This is a genomic window from Halapricum hydrolyticum (assembly GCF_025517535.1).
Classification (GTDB): Archaea; Halobacteriota; Halobacteria; order Halobacteriales; family Haloarculaceae; genus Halapricum; species Halapricum hydrolyticum.
The window spans coordinates 48,436-65,342 of sequence record NZ_JAOPKC010000015.1; the positions used below are offsets into that span (position 1 = coordinate 48,436).

The 16,907-nt window shown below is 64.3% G+C and carries 16 protein-coding genes, 1 tRNA gene and 1 pseudogene; 10 read left to right on the forward strand and 8 right to left on the reverse strand.

The window, feature by feature from the left end; translation table 11 throughout:
• Positions 1–53: 53 nt before the first annotated feature.
• The 3 genes from OB916_RS12205 to OB916_RS12215 all read left to right on the forward strand — a co-directional run bounded on the left by OB916_RS12205 (position 54) and on the right by OB916_RS12215 (position 2,418).
• Positions 54–764 carry an O-methyltransferase gene (locus OB916_RS12205; protein ID WP_315909570.1) on the forward strand — a complete coding sequence of 237 codons (711 nt, stop codon included), beginning with the start codon at positions 54–56 and terminating at the stop codon, positions 762–764.
• A gap of 138 nt (positions 765–902) precedes the next feature.
• Positions 903–1,721, forward strand: coding sequence for an aldo/keto reductase (locus OB916_RS12210; RefSeq protein WP_315909571.1), 819 nt, complete (start codon positions 903–905; stop codon positions 1,719–1,721).
• 31 nt (positions 1,722–1,752) lie between these two features.
• Positions 1,753–2,418, forward strand: a complete 666-nt coding sequence (locus OB916_RS12215; RefSeq protein ID WP_315909572.1) for an MBL fold metallo-hydrolase — start codon at positions 1,753–1,755, stop codon at positions 2,416–2,418.
• Between the two features lie 134 nt (positions 2,419–2,552).
• On the opposite strand, the gene OB916_RS12220 is transcribed toward OB916_RS12215, so the two are convergent.
• Positions 2,553–4,109 (reverse strand): (R)-citramalate synthase, encoded by a 1,557-nt coding sequence (locus tag OB916_RS12220; protein WP_315909573.1) that lies wholly within the window; start codon positions 4,107–4,109, stop codon positions 2,553–2,555.
• Between the two features lie 221 nt (positions 4,110–4,330).
• Here OB916_RS12220 and OB916_RS12225 point away from each other — a divergent pair, with 221 nt between their 5' ends.
• The gene (locus tag OB916_RS12225) at positions 4,331–5,215 is read left to right on the forward strand and encodes an IS1595 family transposase (protein WP_315909574.1); all 885 of its coding nucleotides are present in this window, start codon (positions 4,331–4,333) and stop codon (positions 5,213–5,215) included.
• Between the two features lie 108 nt (positions 5,216–5,323).
• Here OB916_RS12225 and OB916_RS12230 read toward each other — a convergent pair whose 3' ends face one another.
• A complete protein-coding gene (locus tag OB916_RS12230) occupies positions 5,324–5,716 on the reverse strand; it encodes a DUF192 domain-containing protein (RefSeq protein ID WP_315909575.1) in 393 nt (130 codons plus the stop codon).
• A gap of 86 nt (positions 5,717–5,802) precedes the next feature.
• On the opposite strand from OB916_RS12230, the gene OB916_RS12235 reads away from it, so the two are divergent.
• Positions 5,803–6,630, forward strand: a complete 828-nt coding sequence (locus OB916_RS12235; protein WP_315909576.1) for a deoxyribonuclease IV — start codon at positions 5,803–5,805, stop codon at positions 6,628–6,630.
• 93 nt (positions 6,631–6,723) lie between these two features.
• On the opposite strand, the gene OB916_RS12240 is transcribed toward OB916_RS12235, so the two are convergent.
• Positions 6,724–6,969 (reverse strand): hypothetical protein, encoded by a 246-nt coding sequence (locus tag OB916_RS12240; protein WP_315909577.1) that lies wholly within the window; start codon positions 6,967–6,969, stop codon positions 6,724–6,726.
• Positions 6,970–7,235: 266 nt separating this feature from the next.
• Between OB916_RS12240 and OB916_RS12245 the strand changes: the two genes are divergently transcribed.
• The 4 genes from OB916_RS12245 to OB916_RS12260 all read left to right on the forward strand — a co-directional run bounded on the left by OB916_RS12245 (position 7,236) and on the right by OB916_RS12260 (position 11,035).
• Positions 7,236–8,033 carry a class I SAM-dependent methyltransferase gene (locus OB916_RS12245; protein ID WP_315909578.1) on the forward strand — a complete coding sequence of 266 codons (798 nt, stop codon included), beginning with the start codon at positions 7,236–7,238 and terminating at the stop codon, positions 8,031–8,033.
• Between the two features lie 84 nt (positions 8,034–8,117).
• Positions 8,118–9,530, forward strand: a complete 1,413-nt coding sequence (locus OB916_RS12250; protein ID WP_315909579.1) for a single-stranded DNA binding protein — start codon at positions 8,118–8,120, stop codon at positions 9,528–9,530.
• A 45-nt stretch (positions 9,531–9,575) separates the two neighbouring features.
• Positions 9,576–10,013, forward strand: coding sequence for a histone family protein (locus OB916_RS12255; protein ID WP_315909580.1), 438 nt, complete (start codon positions 9,576–9,578; stop codon positions 10,011–10,013).
• Entirely contained in the window at positions 10,010–11,035 is a 1,026-nt protein-coding gene (locus OB916_RS12260; protein ID WP_315909581.1) for a histone deacetylase family protein, read from the forward strand. The genes OB916_RS12255 and OB916_RS12260 overlap by 4 nt, the downstream gene beginning before the upstream one ends.
• A 16-nt stretch (positions 11,036–11,051) precedes the next feature.
• Here OB916_RS12260 and cca read toward each other — a convergent pair whose 3' ends face one another.
• On the reverse strand, positions 11,052–12,455 hold the full coding sequence (gene cca / locus OB916_RS12265; RefSeq protein WP_315909582.1) for a CCA tRNA nucleotidyltransferase: 1,404 nt from the start codon (positions 12,453–12,455) through the stop codon (positions 11,052–11,054).
• A gap of 98 nt (positions 12,456–12,553) precedes the next feature.
• Here cca and OB916_RS12270 point away from each other — a divergent pair.
• Positions 12,554–12,626 (forward strand) — tRNA-Asn (locus OB916_RS12270).
• A gap of 110 nt (positions 12,627–12,736) precedes the next feature.
• On the opposite strand, the gene OB916_RS12275 is transcribed toward OB916_RS12270, so the two are convergent.
• The 4 genes and pseudogenes from OB916_RS12275 to OB916_RS12290 all read right to left on the reverse strand — a co-directional run bounded on the left by OB916_RS12275 (position 12,737) and on the right by OB916_RS12290 (position 16,773).
• Complete coding sequence (locus OB916_RS12275) at positions 12,737–13,198, reverse strand: NOB1 family endonuclease (protein ID WP_315909583.1); 462 nt, start codon at positions 13,196–13,198, stop codon at positions 12,737–12,739.
• Positions 13,199–13,438: a PRC-barrel domain-containing protein gene (locus tag OB916_RS12280; protein ID WP_315909584.1), complete on the reverse strand. Its 240-nt coding sequence runs from the start codon at positions 13,436–13,438 to the stop codon at positions 13,199–13,201.
• Between the two features lie 66 nt (positions 13,439–13,504).
• A pseudogene (locus OB916_RS12285) lies at positions 13,505–14,802 on the reverse strand (RNA-guided endonuclease InsQ/TnpB family protein).
• 162 nt (positions 14,803–14,964) lie between these two features.
• A complete protein-coding gene (locus OB916_RS12290) occupies positions 14,965–16,773 on the reverse strand; it encodes a hypothetical protein (protein WP_315909585.1) in 1,809 nt (602 codons plus the stop codon).
• Positions 16,774–16,907: the final 134 nt, after the last annotated feature.

Here is a 16,907-nt window from a genome sequence, read left to right on the forward strand (position 1 = left end):
TTTAAGACCCTTCGGCGTGTTGAAACCCTGACGTATCCACCTGTTCTCAAACCATGATCGAAATACTCCCGGATCACAGCGATCGATTCGTGCGGCTCGTGGGGCCGGAAACCGACGAGGTCGTCGAGGCGATGGACGAGTTCGGTACGGAGAACCCGCCAGACTGGGTCGAGAGGTTCCCCGAGGCAGACGAGTTCCCGACCGTCGGCCCGGCCGTCGGCGGGTGGCTCCAGATGCTCACCGAACTCACCGGCGCGAAGCGCGTCTTCGAATTCGGCTCCGGATTCGGATACTCCGCGTACTGGTTCGCCAGAGGGCTCCCGTCCGATGGCGAGATTGTCCTCACGGAAGTCGACGAAGACGAACTGGAGATGGCCCGCGAGTTCCTCAGCCGCGGCGGCGTCGACGAGGTCGCACGTTACGAACTCGGCGACGCCTTCGAGACGTTCGAGCGGTACGACGGCCCGTTCGACATCGTCTTGCTCGATCACGAGAACGACCGGTACCGCGAGGCCTTCGAGGTCGTCCGCGGGAAGCTCGCCGACGGCGGCGTCGTGGTCGCGGAAAACGTCATGCAGGCACCGAGTCTCGAATTCGACCAGCTGCTGCGCGGGCTCTCGGACGGGGACTGCCCGGCCAGCGCCAACGAACACACGGTCGGGATCTTCGAGTATCTCGATGCGGTTCGGGAGGATCCTGCCTTCGAGACGACAGCACTGCCCCTCGGCGGCGGGATCACAGTGAGTCAGAAGACGTGCGAGTGACGTATCGTGGTGGCAAACGAGACGGTCGACGCTGGCTCGGTTGTATACGTCCGCCGGAACTCTCGGAATTACGTCGACCTCGCCGGATGTGCTTCGACCGTCGCCGGGATTTTGACCCTCGAAGTCGTACGTCGGCGCATGGAATACGAGACAGCGCAGGGCGTCGAGGTGCCGGCGCTCGGCCTGGGGACGTGGCAGCTCACCGGCCAGGACTGTCGCAACGCCGTCGAGACGGCCCTGCAGGTCGGCTACCGTCACATCGACACCGCCCAGGCCTACGGCAACGAGGCGGAAGTCGGCGAAGGGATCGCCGCCGCCGACGTCGATCGCGAGGAGGTCTTCCTGACGACGAAACTCGACGCCCGTAACCGGACCTACCAGCGAGTGGTCGATTCGACCCGCGAGAGCCTCGACAAGCTGGGAACCGATTACGTCGATCTCCTGTTGATCCACCAGCCGAACTACCTCACGCGGGCCAGCCACGAGGAGAGTCTCCGGGCGATGGCCGATCTCGTCGACGAAGGGCTGGTCCGACACGTCGGGGTGAGCAACTTCAGCGTCGAGAAACTCAAGCGTGCCCGGGAAGTGAGCGACGTGCCGATCCTCACCGATCAGGTGCAGTATCACCCCTACTGGGACCAGGCGAAGCTGCTGGATTACTGTCGCGTCCACGACGTGCTGCTGACGGCCTACAGCCCGCTCGCCAGAGGGAGCGTGCTCGACGATCCGATCCTCGAACGGATCGGAACGCGATACGACAAGTCTCCGGCGCAGGTCGCGCTGCGGTGGTTGCTCCAGCAGGACGGCGTCGTCACGATCCCGAAGGCAACGAGTCGCGAGCACATCGAGGCGAATTTCGACGTGTTCGACTTCGAGTTGACCGACGCCGAGATGCGCGAGATCCGCCAGCCATCGAAACTCCGGACGGCCGCGGCGTACCTGCGGTCGATGGTGTGACTTTTCGGCGCTGGCACGAGTACCCCTGCGTATGGTGACGGAACTCATCGAGGGTGTCTGGTGGTTCGAACTCCGCGGTGTGAACGCCTACCTCGTCGAAGACGGGGACAGCCTGACGCTCGTAGACGCGGGAACGCCGCTGTCTCGTCGCGCGTTCGTGCGCAAGCTCGGAGGGCTCGGGCACAGCTTCTTCGACATCGATCGAGTACTGATCACGCACTACGACGTCGATCACGTCGGCGCGTTGAACCGGGTAAACGCGCCCGTCTACGCCGGGGCGACCGACGCCCCGCTGGTCGCGGGCGACCGGCTTCCGAGCCCGAGCACTCGAAAGGGATTGAGTCAGCGGCTCGCGACGCCGTTCTGCCCCGCGGCGTCGGGACCGGTCCGATCTATCGGCGACGGCGATACAGTCGGCTCGTTTACGGCCTATCACACGCCGGGTCACACGCCGGGACACGTCAGTTACGTCAGCGAGAGCCTGTCGGTCGCGTTCGTTGGAGACCTGGTCCGGGAGTCTGACGGTCAACTTGAACCCTCGCCCTGGCTGTTGAGCCACGATACGGAGCAGGTTCGGGCGAGCATCGAACGACTGGCCGAGGAACTCCCGGCGGTCGACGTGCTTGCGATGGGACACGGCGTCCCGTTCAAGCAAAACGGCCACGAGCGGTTGCGAGAGCTGGCCGACCGGTTGTGAGAAGCGTCGCTCCCCGACCGGGCGCCGGTGGAGCGAAACGTCCCGGAGAACGCGCCGCGAGCTGCCCGCAGACAGTTCGGACGAGAGGCGGCCAGCAGTGTTGCTTTCGCTCGAGAATGGGTTTCGCTGGCGATTCAGTCGTCAGCGATGACCGTGTCGTCTTCGTTGGCGACCAGCCGATCCATCGCGTCGACCATCGCCTCGATCGACGCGCGGGTGATGTCGGCCTCGCTGGCGCTGACGGTGACGTGATCGTCGCCGCGGGACATCTCGACTTCGACAGTGACGACGGCGTCGTGACCGCCGGTGATCGCGTCGACGTGATAGGACTCGAGTTGCGCGTCGGCGGTGTGGCTGAGTGCGGCTTCGGCGGCTTTCATCGCGGCGTCGACGGGACCGGTCCCGGTTGCGGCCTCCTCGCGGACCTCGCCGTCGACTTCCAGCCGGATGCTCGCAGTCGGCACCGACGACCCGGAGACCGCAGTGAGATCGAGCAACTCGACGCGGCGCTCGCGCTCTCGGTCCTGGACGTCTTCGGTGATCGTCAACAGGTCGGCGTCGGTGACACGCTTGCCGCGCTCGCCGATCTCCTTGACGCGGGCGACGATCGCCCGGAGGTCCTCCTCGTCGACGTCGATCCCGTGCTCGTTCAGGGTCGCCTCGACGCCCGCGCGACCGGCGTGTTTGCCCAGTGCCAGCCGGCGCTCGCGACCCACCTTCTCGGGCGGGTACGGCTCGTACATCGACTCGTCTTTGAGCGTGCCGTCGGTGTGGATTCCCGACTCGTGGGTGAAGGCGTTCTCGCCGACGACGGCCTTGTTCGGTGCCAGCGGGATCCCGGTCTTGGAGGCGATCAACTGCGCGAGGTCGTAGACCTTCGTGAGGTCCATCGTCTCGATTCCGTATCCGTGATCCAGGGCGATAGCGACCTCTTCGAGGGCGACGTTACCGGCACGTTCGCCGATCCCGTTAATCGTCCCGTGAACGAGATCCGCGCCCGCCGCGAGCGAGGCCATCACGTTCGTGACCGCCAGCCCCAGGTCGTCGTGGGTGTGGGTGCTCGTCGGCCCCAGTTCGGCGAGCCGCGAGACGGCCTCGATCGTTCGGTCGGGCGTCGCGTGGCCGACGGTATCGGCGTAGCAGACCCGATCCGCGCCGGCCTCAAGCACCGCGCGCATCAGCTCTTCGAGATAGTCCAGGTCGGCCCGGGAGCCGTCTTCGCCGATGACTTCGACCCACAGCCCGTGGTCTTTGGCGTACTCGACGAGTTCGACCGTCCGGTCGACGTTCTCGGCGTGGGTCGTGCCGACCTTGTCCTCGATGTGCTGGTCGCTCGCGGGCACGACGAGGTTGACGCCGTCGACCCCACAGTCCATCGCGAGGTCGATGTCGTTCTGGACGCCACGGGCGAAACTGGTGACCGTCGCGTCCACATCGAGGTCAGTGACTCGCGAGATGGTCTCACGCTCGCCGGGCCCGGTGACCGCGCTCCCGGCCTCGATGACGTCGATCCGGGCGTCGTCGAGTGCCCGCGCGATCCGGGCTTTCTCCTCAGGCGTGAGTGAGACACCCGGAGCTTGTTCGCCGTCACGCAGCGTCGTATCGAGAAGCTGTACGTCTTCGGGTCGTCCGGACGACGAGCCGAGGCCGGTGCCAAACAGCCCTGCTCTGTCGCCGGAGCCGTCAGTCATGGGGTAGAATTTCGCGGCCAGCCGCCGTGGGGCGACTTCCTCTATCCTCCGTGTCGTTGGAATCCGACATCGTACTTGCCTGATATGGTGTGATCGTTCATTAAGCTGTTGTCTTCGGCAGACGGAAAATCTCTATTCGCTCTTGCGAAGTAGATTGTTGATAGCGAGAGCTGCGGCTGAAAGTCGAAGAGGGCAAGGGCACCGCGCTAGCGGTGCCCGATATGTTCCCGATAAACCGATTCGTGTCGGAATCGGCTGCAGCGGACCTGCTGCAACAGGTTCGCTGGCGTGATGGCGTCGAGTGCCCCCGCTGCCGTTCTGACCTGACGGTCAGAAACGGCAGCTATCGGGTGTATCAACGATATCTGTGTAAGAATTGCGGTCGGACGTTCAACGACAAGACCGGCACAATCTTCGCCCACTCGAAGCTCTCGCTGAAAGAGTGGTACTTCACGATCTACGTGTTCTTGCGGTTTAACACGAGTATTCGGCAAATCGAGGCGGAACTCGATCTTTCGTACAGAACGGTGAGACGGCGCGTCGAGCGCTTCGCCAAGGCGCTCGACGCGCCTTCGATCACACTGTCTGGACCGGTCGAAATCGACGAGGTGTACGTGTCTGCTGGCCTCAAAGGCCGCGAGCGCGACCAGGAGTCGCGCTCGCGTGGCCTGTCCACGCGTGGACGAGGTTCGTACGACGGCGACAAACCGCCGGTGTTCACGCTGGCCGATCGTGGCTCGGACGATCGGTACGTCGTGCCAGCGAAATCCGCCAACGAATCGACGATTCGACTCCTGCTTGCTGACCACGACGAGGAGTCGCTAACCGTCTATACGGACGGATTTCGAGCGTATGAACCGCTCGAAGAAGACGATGCCTTCACCCGCGAGTACGTCGTCCACGGCGACGGCGAATACGCTGACGGCGACATCCACGTCAACACCTGCGAGAGCCACGCGTCGCTGACGCGACGGTGGCTCTCGGCCCACCGAGGAGTGTCAAAAGACAAGCTAACACCGTATCTTAGAGCCTTTCAGCTCCGCCGCGAACTCTACAGAAAGCCAGGTGACGAAGCACTCAAACATGCTCTCGACGCCGCTCTCTGAAAATCAACAACGTGCTTCACAAGAGCGTAATGGTTTGGGTCAGCTTCTCGATTTGCTGCTGAGTGCTGCTGTTTGCTGCCGAATTTTGTAACTGTTACATAACCTACCCTACGATTCGAGCCGGACCGTATCGCCAACTGCGACGTCCTCGGCTGCTCCCGCCGGGAGTTCGACGATCCGGTCGGCGCTGGCCATCCCGATCCCGGTCCACGGTCGGAGCGTCTTGGCGTGGACGACCGTCTCGCCCTGCAACCAGAGCACGTCCAGCGGCATCCGGACGAACAGCATGTGGATGAACCGTCTGGCGACGGCGTCGTCGCCGGCGAACGGAAGCTTCGCGCTGATTCCGGACGGCGGTTCGAACTCGAAGACCAGCGCGTACTCCTCGGGGACCGACGACCGGAACATCAGTCCTTTCGAGGTCTGGACGAACCCCTCGGCGATCTCGACGTCGCTGGCGAGCATGGCCGACTCCCCGTCGCGCTCGTGGACGAGACGCATGAACTGGCAATCGGTCAGCGGGGGCAAAACGCTGTCGGCGTCGCCGGCTTCGAAGCCCCTTTGATCGGGCCGGCCCTGGCTGAAGTATGCTGATCGGAGCCCACACGAGCATCGCCGGTGGCGTGTACAACGCCGTCGACGAGCAGGTCGAATACAGTGGTAACTGCGGGCAGATCTTCAGTCACTCTCCGCAGGTCTGGCAGGATCCGAACGTCGGCGACGACGAGGCCGAACGGTTCCGCGAGCGCAGCGACGAGGCGGGCGTCGGCCCGTGGGTCATCCACTCCTCGTATCTCGTCAACCTCTGTACGCCGAAAGACGATCTCCGGGAGAAGTCGATCGACGCTATGCAAAAGGAGGTCGAGGCCGCCGACAAACTCGGGATCGAGTACGTCAACGTCCACCTGGGCGCGCACACGGGTGCCGGCGTCGAGGGCGGGCTTGACAACGCTGCAAGCGCGCTGGACGAACTCGACGTCCCCAAGGGCGTGACGGTACTCGTCGAGAGCGACGCCGGCAGCGGCACCAAACTGGGCGGGGACTTCGAGCACCTGGCGGGGGTGCTCGAACGCGCCGAGCAGGACCTGGAGGTCTGTCTGGACACCGCCCACGCCTTCGCCGCGGGCTACGACCTCTCGACGACCGGGGGCGTCGACCGGACTGTCGCGGAGTTCGACGAGGTCGTCGGCCTCGAAAACCTCGCGTGTATCCACCTCAACGACTCCAAACACGCGTGTGGCACGAACAAGGACGAACACGCCCACCTCGGGGAGGGCGAGATCGGCGAAGCGGGGATCAGCGCCGTCGTCTCCCACGAGGCGCTGCGCGACCTGCCCTTCGTGCTCGAGACCCCGACCGAGGACGGACGCGGCTTCGCCTGGAACGTCGAGCGAGCCCGAGAACTCAGGGAATAGCGTCGCAAGAGGGCGTCATAGAACTGTTCATATTTTGCACTTCAGACTCGATGAATGATCTGGCAGATATAGCGTGCGAATTGAGCGGGCTGATCAGTCGTCAGTGTTTGAGGGACTGTCGAGTTGGTCGAGTTCGGTTTCCAGTTCAGCGACGCGCTCTTCGAGGTCTGCTAGCCGCGACTGGCGCTCGTCATAGACGGACTTGAGCGGGAACCCGACGAATAGCGCACCCATGAGGCCGAGTATGAACCCTGCCGGGCCAAAGAGCGGGAACAAAACAAGTCCCGCGAGAACCGACCCACTGAACACGAACAAACCACCCCAATTGAGTTTGTCCATATTCACAGAGACGTGAGAGCGCTAAAAAATAGTTCTGGAAAATTAAACGGGTGCGGTAGTCTTCTGCAAGAGTCCTCTCTCAGATCTGAAGACCCCTGTGCAACATACATACCCTGTCTCTACGGATTCGCAACTCGGGGACGCCAACTGTTCTATAATCCCCTCACAGCAATCTGTGCTCGGCCGTGTCCGGCAGACACAGCGAGCCACAACCTGCCGCCAGCACGGATCGGCTGGCTTTTTTCCCTGGGTTCGCAAACACGACTGTGCGTCAGTTCAGTGCCGAGTACCTCGAAACGACTCGCCGGGGCATGTGGGCGGACAGCCGCGAGGCCCTGTCCGACCTGGAACTGCCCAGCCGTGGGCGGGTGCTCGACGTCGGTTGCGGCACTGGTGAACTCACACGCGTCCTCCGGGAGGAGACCCCGGGCACCGTCGTCGGCTGTGACGCCGACGCCGGCCTGCTCGCCCACCTCGAACCCCCGACGGTCGTCGGCGACGCCACGCGACTGCCCTTCAAGGACGACGGCTTCGATCTGGTCGTCTGCCAGGCCCTGTTGATCAACCTGCCAGATCCCGACGCCGGGATCGAGGAACTCGCCCGCGTCTCGACGGACCTCGTCGCGGCCGTCGAACCCGATAACGGGGCCGTCACCGTCGAGTCGACGGTCGACGCCGAGTCGTCGCTGGCCCGTCGCGCCCGCGAGCAGTACCTCGACGGCGTCGGGACGGACGTCACGCTGGGCGCGGACGTGCTCGATCGGTTCGAGGCCGCAGGCCTGGAGGACATCCGGATCCGCCGCTACGACCACGTGCGGACCGTCGAGCCGCCCTACTCAGAGCAGGCGCTGGAGGACGCCCGCCGGAAGGTCACCGGCGACGGACTGGCCGACAGCCGCGCCGAACTCGTCGCCGGCGACGGCCTCGAGACCTACGAACGGCTCCGCGAGGAGTGGCGATCGATGGGACGGTCGGTCGTCGAACAGATGCGACAGCGGGAGTATCGCCGGCGGGAGACAGTCCCGTTCTACGTGACCGTCGGCCGAGTCCCGGAGAGTCGCTGAGAGGTCCCTACTCACCCGATTCTCTGTCGAGCCATCTCGTGACCGCATTGTTTAAACGCGATCCAGCCGTCAACACCGCTAGCCATGGGTGCGATCGAGGACGTCTACGCGGATCTCGACGCTGAGGTCTCCGAAGAGGAGTTTCGGGAGGCCGTCGAGCAGAAAGTCGAACAGATGGGGGGGCTCGCGGACGAGGAGACGGCGGCAATGCTGATCGCCCACGAGCTCAGCGAGAACGAAGTCAACGGGATCGCCGACATCGAGACCGGCATGGACGAGGTGAAGTTCCTCGCGAAAGTGACCTCTATCGGGGAGTTGCGCACGTTCGAGCGTGACGGCGAGGACGAGGACGGCCACGTCATCAACGTCGAGGCCGCCGACGAGACGGGCCAGGTGCGGCTGGCCTTCTGGGACGAGCAGGCCCGCTCGATCGACGAGGGGGAACTCCAGGAGGGGCAGGTCCTGCGCGTCAAGGGCCGGCCGAAAGACGGCTACAACGGTCTGGAGGTCAGCGTCGACAAGGCCGAACCGGACGAGGACGCCGAGGTCGATGTCGACCTCGACGGGACGACCGACATCGACTCGCTGTCGATGGGACAGTCGGACGTGAACGTCCAGGGGATCGTGCTCGGGACCGAATCGGTGCGCACGTTCGATCGGGACGACGGCAGCGAGGGGCGGGTCGCGAACCTCACGCTTGGCGACGAGTCCGGCCGGATCCGCGTGACGCTGTGGGACGATCGGGCCGACCGTGCCGAGCAGCTGGACGCCGGCACGCCCGTCGAGGTCGTCGACGGGTACGTCCGCGAGCGCGACGGCGACCTGGAGTTGCACGTCGGTGATCGCGGCGCAGTCGAGGAGATCGACCACGAGATCGACTTCAGCCCCGATACCGACGCGATCGACAGCGTCGAGATCGAGCAGACGGTCGACCTGGGCGGGGTCGTCCGGTCGGCCGACCCAAAGCGGACGTTCGACCGCGACGACGGCAGCGAGGGGCAGGTCCGCAACGTCCGCATCCAGGACGACACCGGCGACATCCGCGTGGCACTGTGGGGCGAGAAGGCCGACATCGACCTGGGTCCGGGCGACGAAGTGTTCGTCGCCGACGCCGAGATCCAGGACGGCTGGCAGGACGACCTGGAAGCCTCGGCAGGGTGGGGCTCGACAGTGGTCATACTGGAAGACGGATCGTCAGTCGACTCGGGAGCCGCGACGAACGGGGACGCGGACGGCGATGCGTCGACAGGGCTCGACGCGTTCGCGGACGACCGTGGTACTGAGGACGCGGGTGGGGATGACGACACTGACAGCGGGAACGGTGACGAGCAGATCGAACTGACGGGAACGGTGGTCCAGACGGGCGATCCGGTGATCGTCGACGACGGCGAGGAGACGATCAGCGTCGAGACCGACGAACACGTCCAGCTCGGCCAGCAAGTCACCGTGCGCGGCCAGCGACGGGCCGATCGGGTCGAGGCCGAGGAACTCTTCTAGCGGAGACGGGAAACTCTTAAGCCCGCATCGGCCCCGACATGGCGTATGAGCGTCGAGCTACCGTTCGCCCCGGTGGATTCGATCATCCGTCGCAACGCCGGGGACCTGCGCGTGAGTTCTGAAGCGACCGAGGCGCTGACCCGCCGGATTCAGGAGCGGGGTGCCGAGCGTGCGGTCGAGGCGTCCGAGCGCGCGACGGCGGACGGCCGGAAGACCCTGATGGCCGAAGACTTCGGCGTCGAGACCGTTCCCGATCCGGACGCGCTCGAACTGCCGATCGCGCCCGTCGATCGGATCGCGCGGCTCGACGTCGACGACTATCGCGTGGCTATGGACGCGCGGATCGCGCTGGCCTCGTTGCTCGAAGCGGAGGCCGACACCGTCGCGGCCGCCGCGGCGATCCTCGCGCGCCACGCCGGACGGCGTACCGTTAAGGGGGAGGACATCGAACGATACGACGAACTCAGGCCCTACTTTGAATGAGGTTTGGCTACCGCGAGATCTGCCTCGAACACGACACCGGCGCGCGCCACCCGGAGAGCCCTGACCGTCTTCGTGCCATCCGACAGAGTCTCTCCGAATGTGATCACATCGAGTACGTCGCGGCCGACTCGGCCATCGAAGCCGAAGTGACGACCGTCCACGACGCCGACTACATCACGGAAGTCCGGGAGTTCTGCGAGGACGGCGGCGGCAACTGGGACGCTGACACGGTCGCCGTGGAGGAAACCTGGGACGCCGTGCTCGCGAGCGCCGGGCTCGCACAGTGGGCCGCGAAAGCAGCACTCGAGAGTGCCGGGGGCCACGAGACGCCGTTCGCGCTCGGTCGACCGCCGGGCCATCACGCCGTCGAGGACGACGCGATGGGGTTCTGCTTTATCAACAACGTCGCTGTCGCCGCCCAGCACGTCATCGAGCAGGAGATGGCCGACCGCGTGGCGATCTTAGACTGGGACGTCCACCACGGCAACGGCACCCAGGACATGTTCTACGACCGCGAGGACGTGTTCTACGTCTCCATCCACGAGGAGGGACTGTACCCGGGTACCGGCGGCATCGGCGAGACCGGCGAGGGCGACGCCGAATTGACGACGCTGAACGCCCCGTTCCCGGCCGGCTGTGGTGACGCAGAGTACATGGCGGCACTCGAGGAGGTGATCGGGCCGTCACTCGAAGCGTTCGATCCCGACCTGTTGCTGATCAGTGCCGGATTCGACGCCCACGAACACGATCCGATCTCACGGATGGTCGTCACTACCGACGGTTACGGACTGATGACCGACTTCCTGTGGGAGCTGACCGACGAACTCGACGCGGGACTCGGCTTCGTCCTCGAAGGTGGCTACGGGTTAGAGACCCTTTCGGACGGCATCAAGATGGTCCACGAGGTGTTCGAGGGGCACGACCCCCCCACGCGAGAGTGGACGATCAACGACAACGGTCGCTCCGTCATCGAGAACCTCAAAGAGCAGGGCTTCCCGTCGATCGACCCCGACCAGAACTAATTCCGGCTGGCATCCGTCACGGTACCGGATCGAGATACCGCGCGAACTCTGTACCGAACCGGTCGGCCAGCGTCGCGACCTCCGGCCCGACGCTGACGGTATACGACTCCCGAAGTTGTCGCTCGACGGTCGCACCGAGTCCGACCTCGAAGATCGCGTCCGAATCGAACAGTTCTGCGGCGGTCCGGAACTCTCGCTCGCGCTCGACGACGTAGCGGTCGCCGTCGAGGAACGGTCCGGCAGCCGCCGCGCCGTCGTATCGCTGGAAGAAGTTCTCGGCGTGCTCGCGGACGTGGACCGGCGGCCCCTCGTGGCGCCGGACGGCCGGGCGCTCGGCCACTTCGAGTTCCACGAGGACGACAGCCCGGTTGTCGTCGGCGAACGTCGCCGACCGGAGGACGTCGAACCCGTGGCGGTCGAACAGGCCGACGATTCCGTCTCTGGACTTCTCCAGTTGCGGGTAGAGATCGTCCTCGACGAGAGCCGGCGTCTCGAAAGCGATCGCGACCGGCGTCGTCCCCCGGCGATCGAACGCGTCCGTCACGCCGTCGGGATCGACCGGGTCCGGCTCGGACGGCTCGAACAACTCGACTCGGGGATCGGCGACCAGTTCGCGGGCGTAGTGCTGGAGTCGGGCGACGCTCTCGGCGCTGCAGACCGCGGCCACGTTGCGCTCGGGATCGGTCGGGTCGATCACAACCAGTGGATCGTCGAACGGGAAGTCGCCAGCGCCGACCTCCCCACTCCGAGACGGCGACGCCGTCTCACGCTCGCCGTGCCCCTCGGGATCGAACGCGACGGGTGGCTGCCAGTCCGCAGCGGCTTCGACGAACGGGCGGAAGCCGCCGTATTCGAGGATCAGCAACTCGGTCAGGTAACCTGAAAACCCTCGCGTCCGGAGGTCGCTGCCGTAGACGCCGATTGCCGTGAGAAACTGCTTGCAGACTCTGACCTCGCCGGCGAGATCCGCGTCGAGGCGTTCGTTGAGATACGCGGTGTGAAACGGCGTGCGGTCGACGGCCGACTGGATGGCCGACGCGTCGGACACGTCGTAGCAGGGGACCAGATCGACGTCGAACCCGTCGTACTCGCCGACGACGTAGGGATGTTCGGCGTACTCCTCGCGGCCGTCGGGGAGGACTTCGTGGCCGACCTGCAGGCCGTAGTCTTCGAGTTTCTCTCGGGGGAGGTCCGGCGGGAAGCGCACGAACAGATCCACGTCTCGGTCCCCGGCGATCCAGGTCCCGCGGGCGGTCGACCCGACCTGAACGACGTCCGCCTCGACCGGCAGCTCCTCGATGGCGGCTTCGATGCGCTCGATCAGCGCGTCGACGGCCGCGTGCAACCGCGTTCGCTCCTCGCGGTCGGGCTCGACCCGCTCGCGAACCGTCGAGACGACGGCGTCGAACTCGTCGCTCATACCAGAGGGATGCCGACAAGTACGTGAAAGCGTGTCGATGTGCGCCCGAAACGAAAGCCCTATCAAATAACTCCGACTACCTGAGAGTGCGACCGTGGGCCGCCGTAGCTCAGCTGGTAGAGCACCACGCTGTTAACGTGGTTGTCCCAGGTTCGAGTCCTGGCGGCGGCGTCCTTCTGTTGCGAACAAGACGGTGAGCGGGGCGAACCGCCCGTGAGCAACGAAAGCGAAACCCAGCGGGACTCGAACACGGAAGTCGCAGCGGCCGAACGGAGTGATGTTCAGCTGGCCGGGTTCTTCCGCGACAGGTTACTCCCACAGATCGGACAGCGGTCGTGGTTCTCGTCGAACTCCCGGCCACAGCCCTGGCACTGGAACCGCCAGTCGCGTTGCTCGTCGATGCCCTCCTGGGCGATGACCTCGACGGCGATCTCAAGCTTGTCGGCGACGTTCTGCATCGCGTAATCGTCCGTGACGAGCGTCCCGTCGAGTTCGAAGGTCGCGGCGACGAGCCGGATGTCGGTTCGGGACAGCTCCTCGAGGTCGCCGGTTTCGCGAGCAGCCCGTTCGACCCGTTCGACGGTTTCGCTGTCGGGGATGTGGAGGTGCATGCCCGAGCCCTCGAGTGCGTCGAACCGATAGGCGCTCTCGTCGGTCAGTTCCTCTCGGACGAGCGGGATCGTCGCGATCTCGGCGTCCGTGTGGTACTCGTTGATAAATGCCGACGAATCGAGAACGTACATTTAGCGATCGATGATCACGTGGTCTTTGACAGCCTGGACGCGACTGACCGGTACCAGGATCCGACCCTGATCGTCGCGGTCGAACTCGACGTCCCCGACGTGTTCGTCGGGATCGATGATCAGATCCGCAAGTCGACCCGATTCGAGATCCATCGTGATGTTGTATAGCATACCGAGTTCTGCCCCGTCGGTGCCCATGACGGCTTTGCCGGAGAGGTTCTCGGCGAGTATATCGGCCATGTGGGCTCTTACCGAGTCTGGTCACTTGAATGTTCCCCGCGCCACCGTGCGCGGGGAATCCTGCTCTCACGAGACGAGACTTCCTGTTTCCACGACGTGACTTGCAGACACTTCATGGATGTCATCCGTGTCCGTAGCGTTAACGAGAGCTTTGCTCTCGTTCGCACACCAGAAACTCGAAGAGTTTCTGGGGACGGTCACAGTCTCGACAGGCGTTTCTTCGGGCCATCCCAGCCCTAATTCCTCGAAGCCCCGTTGCAAGATATTCATCGCCGCGTTCGCATCTCTATCAGTTTCGAACCCGCACGCTGGACAGGAGTGGTCCCTGACCCAGATCGGCTTTGCCGTCTCCACGCCGCATCGAGCGCACTCTTTGGTTGTCCCTTCGGGTTCGACCTGCACGACGTGACACCCGTACAGGTCGGCCTTGTATTCGAGTAAGGTGATGAATTGTCGCCATGCCGCATCTTGCTTGTTGCGACTGTTGTGCGACTGCTCTAACATCTCCGTGACGTCTAAGTCCTCGACAAACACCGCGTCGTACTCACGGACCAGCCACGTCGTTATCTTGTGCTGGTAATCTAGCACTTTGCGCCGGATGTGACGCTTGACTTTGGCGACCTGCTTGCGTTGGTTCTCCCAGTTGTTCGACCCGTGTTCTTTCCGCGAGAGTTGCCGCTGCTCGCGCCGGAGTCGCTCGTATTCATCTTCGAGGTCAAGCCACTCCACGGTTGTGCCGTCACTGGTGTGGATGTAGTTGAGAATGCCGAGGTCGATACCGACGCTGTTGCTCGCGTCCAGCGAATCCACGTTGGGCTTCTCAGGCAGAACGGCATCGTCAGTTTCCAACCCGAAGGAGACGAACCACTCGCCGGTCGTCTCTTTTTTGATCGTGACTTCTTTGATCGTGGCGTGGTCAGGGATTGGACGCGAGTAGCTGATTTTTATCCAGCCGATCTTACTGAAGCGGACGTAGGCGTCCGTGTCGTGGCCCCTCTTTTCATCGAGGTCGAAACCACTCTGGTTGTACGTCACGCTCCGGTAATCACTGGGCGCTTGGCGTGTGAGCCGACCGACGTTGTACCCCTTCTCTTTGAGTTTGCGCAAGACGGTGAGATTGTGGTGGAAGCGGGCGCGGTAGCTTGGGCGGCTTTCGAGTGCAGTTCAGCAAATCTCGGCCACCGCTGTTTCCACTCGGGGAGCTTGTTGTTCTGGTCGTACTCGCTTGGCTTGTCGTCCGCTGGGCTGTTCTCGTACTCCCAGCGGACGTGGTTGTAGAGTTGGCGATGAACATCGAGATGGTGTTCCAGCCGCTCCGCTACCTCGTCTGTCGGGTAAGCTTGGTAGCGGTGGCTGTATTCCATCGCTATCTGCTGATTAGCGATATATCGACTTCATGGTTTGTATCACGAGTTGTCGGCTTCATCCCCGACCACGGTGGGTCGGGGTATTCGCCTCGGTCTTTCTATAAACGCCACGGGCCGCGTTCGGCAACAACCGCCCCGGCGCGAAAACGCCGACTCTCGTTACCGCGAGGAGATCGTGTTGACGGCCGGGACGAGATTCGTCACGCACTTGCACTCCTCACAGTCCTTGCACCCGTCGGCGAGCGAGATCTGCACGATCGGGCAGTCGATCGGGACGACAGTTACCTGTAACGACTCCTCGTCGGGACCGGCCGGGCCGTCACGAAGGGGGATCGCGATCGCCTTGCCGGTCTGTGGGTTCCGGCGGCCGACGCGCTGGCGGACCCGCTCGAGGAGGTCGGCGCGGACCCGACCGTCCCGATGTGCCGGCGGGAGGAACGCCAGGGCCGCCTCGTTCAGTTCGCCGTCGTACGCCAGCGACCCCAGTCGGCTCCGTTCGCGGGTCAGCCCTGACGTGATCGTCCGGCGCATCTCCTCGACGCTGCGATCGTGGGCGACGGCGCTGAGTTCGGGGACGTCCTCGGCGACGAACATCGTCACGGCGTTGCCGTACAGCGCGTTGTCGTCGACGATCCAGCCGCCAGCGAAGACGAGTTGCTCGCCGTGGCGGATCCGTCGGACGAAGAGTAGCGCCGGCATCGGCTCGGGACAGTCCTCGGGCCGGGCCGCCACCGATAGCACGACCGTCGGTGAGACGCTGACGTCGCCGGCGACCCGCTCGTTCCCCCACGAGAGCGGTCCGTCCCCGTCGTTGCGACTGACGTTCCCACCGCCGATGGAGACGGCGTCCGCGGCAGTATCGACGCCGTCTCCGTCGTCGTCCGGGTCGATACTGCCACGGACGTCCAGACTGACGGTCGCGTTGTTGAGTCCCTCACCCTTGTATCCGAGCGCGAGCAGTTGCTCGTTGGGGTTGTACGGGCCAGTTCCCGTCGAGAACGGCCAGTCGATCTCGGCGGCGAGTCGTGGCTCGTTAGATCCCCACGCGTAGACTGTCCCCTGGGAGCTGTCTCCAGAGCTATCGGCGCGACCGGTGAGATACTGCAACACCCGATCGGGTGTCAGTTCGTCGGCTAGCCTCTCGTCCCCGAAACTGGCGCCCGGAACAGCGAAGACGAAGCGCTCGCCGATGGTGGCCTCACCGTCGAGGTAGGCGGCCAGTTCGGAGCCGTCGTCGAGACCGTCACCGTCGGAGTCAGCGTCGAGCGCGTCCTCCAGTCGCCGAATGTCACCCGCGACGATCTCGCGGACGCGCTCGACCGACGCTTCGGCCTGCTCCCAGTCACCGGTATCGACGGCATCGATCGCTGTCCGTGTCGTCTGCTTCCGAATGTCTGCGTTCTCTCGGACCGTCGCACACACGTCGGTCGTACACCGTTCGAGCTCGGCCTGGATGGCGTCGATCGTCGCCACTATGTCCTCGAGCGCCAGCCTGCCCGTCCGGGCCGAGCGCTTGCTGATGGAGTTGCTGGCCTCGGTGGCCTGTGTCGACAGCTTGCGTTCCAGTTCGAGCACGTCGGCCAGGCCGTCGCCGTCGGCGTCCGGGTCGGACCGGACCGCGCTCGTCCGGTTCGAGCGAGACGAGTTGTGGTTCTGGGCCTGCACGAGCGACGTCGTGACGTACGCGGGGAGGCCGACCGACGACTCCAGACCCCCACCCGAGACGGTAGCAGGAACGTACTCGACGGTATGATCGGACTCCGCGCGACTCCCTGCCGGCGCGTCGGCACCGCCGTAGAACGCCGCGGGAGTCGCGACCGTGTTCACGAGGTCGGCCGCGGCGTCTCCGACGAGTCCTTCCAGCGTGTCGAGACAGCCCGCCAGTCCAGCGACGCCGAGCGTCCCGCCAGCAGCCAGCACTGCACGTCGAGTGAGCTGCCCATCCTGTCTACGCGAGTTTGAAGCCATCAATATCCTAAGGTGTAGGGAGATCTTAACAATGCACTCAGCTTTGCACGTTAGCGTCAGCTGTTGAATGAACGAACAGGTGATCGATTTCTTCCATCAGGTCATCGACGCCACGATCATTATTGTCCCGAACC

Excerpts from the sequence above, each read along its gene's own strand:
- OB916_RS12205 (WP_315909570.1), top strand. The coding sequence starts at position 54 with ATGATCGAAATACTCCCGGATCACAGCGATCGATTCGTGCGGCTCGTG.
- OB916_RS12210 (WP_315909571.1), top strand. The coding sequence starts at position 903 with ATGGAATACGAGACAGCGCAGGGCGTCGAGGTGCCGGCGCTCGGCCTG.
- OB916_RS12215 (WP_315909572.1), top strand. The coding sequence starts at position 1,753 with ATGGTGACGGAACTCATCGAGGGTGTCTGGTGGTTCGAACTCCGCGGT.
- OB916_RS12220 (WP_315909573.1), bottom strand. The coding sequence starts at position 4,109 with ATGACTGACGGCTCCGGCGACAGAGCAGGGCTGTTTGGCACCGGCCTC.
- OB916_RS12225 (WP_315909574.1), top strand. The coding sequence starts at position 4,331 with ATGTTCCCGATAAACCGATTCGTGTCGGAATCGGCTGCAGCGGACCTG.
- OB916_RS12230 (WP_315909575.1), bottom strand. The coding sequence starts at position 5,716 with ATGCGTCTCGTCCACGAGCGCGACGGGGAGTCGGCCATGCTCGCCAGC.
- OB916_RS12235 (WP_315909576.1), top strand. The coding sequence starts at position 5,803 with ATGCTGATCGGAGCCCACACGAGCATCGCCGGTGGCGTGTACAACGCC.
- OB916_RS12240 (WP_315909577.1), bottom strand. The coding sequence starts at position 6,969 with ATGGACAAACTCAATTGGGGTGGTTTGTTCGTGTTCAGTGGGTCGGTT.
- OB916_RS12250 (WP_315909579.1), top strand. The coding sequence starts at position 8,118 with ATGGGTGCGATCGAGGACGTCTACGCGGATCTCGACGCTGAGGTCTCC.
- OB916_RS12255 (WP_315909580.1), top strand. The coding sequence starts at position 9,576 with ATGAGCGTCGAGCTACCGTTCGCCCCGGTGGATTCGATCATCCGTCGC.
- OB916_RS12260 (WP_315909581.1), top strand. The coding sequence starts at position 10,010 with ATGAGGTTTGGCTACCGCGAGATCTGCCTCGAACACGACACCGGCGCG.
- cca (WP_315909582.1), bottom strand. The coding sequence starts at position 12,455 with ATGAGCGACGAGTTCGACGCCGTCGTCTCGACGGTTCGCGAGCGGGTC.
- OB916_RS12275 (WP_315909583.1), bottom strand. The coding sequence starts at position 13,198 with ATGTACGTTCTCGATTCGTCGGCATTTATCAACGAGTACCACACGGAC.
- OB916_RS12280 (WP_315909584.1), bottom strand. The coding sequence starts at position 13,438 with ATGGCCGATATACTCGCCGAGAACCTCTCCGGCAAAGCCGTCATGGGC.
- OB916_RS12290 (WP_315909585.1), bottom strand. The coding sequence starts at position 16,773 with ATGGCTTCAAACTCGCGTAGACAGGATGGGCAGCTCACTCGACGTGCA.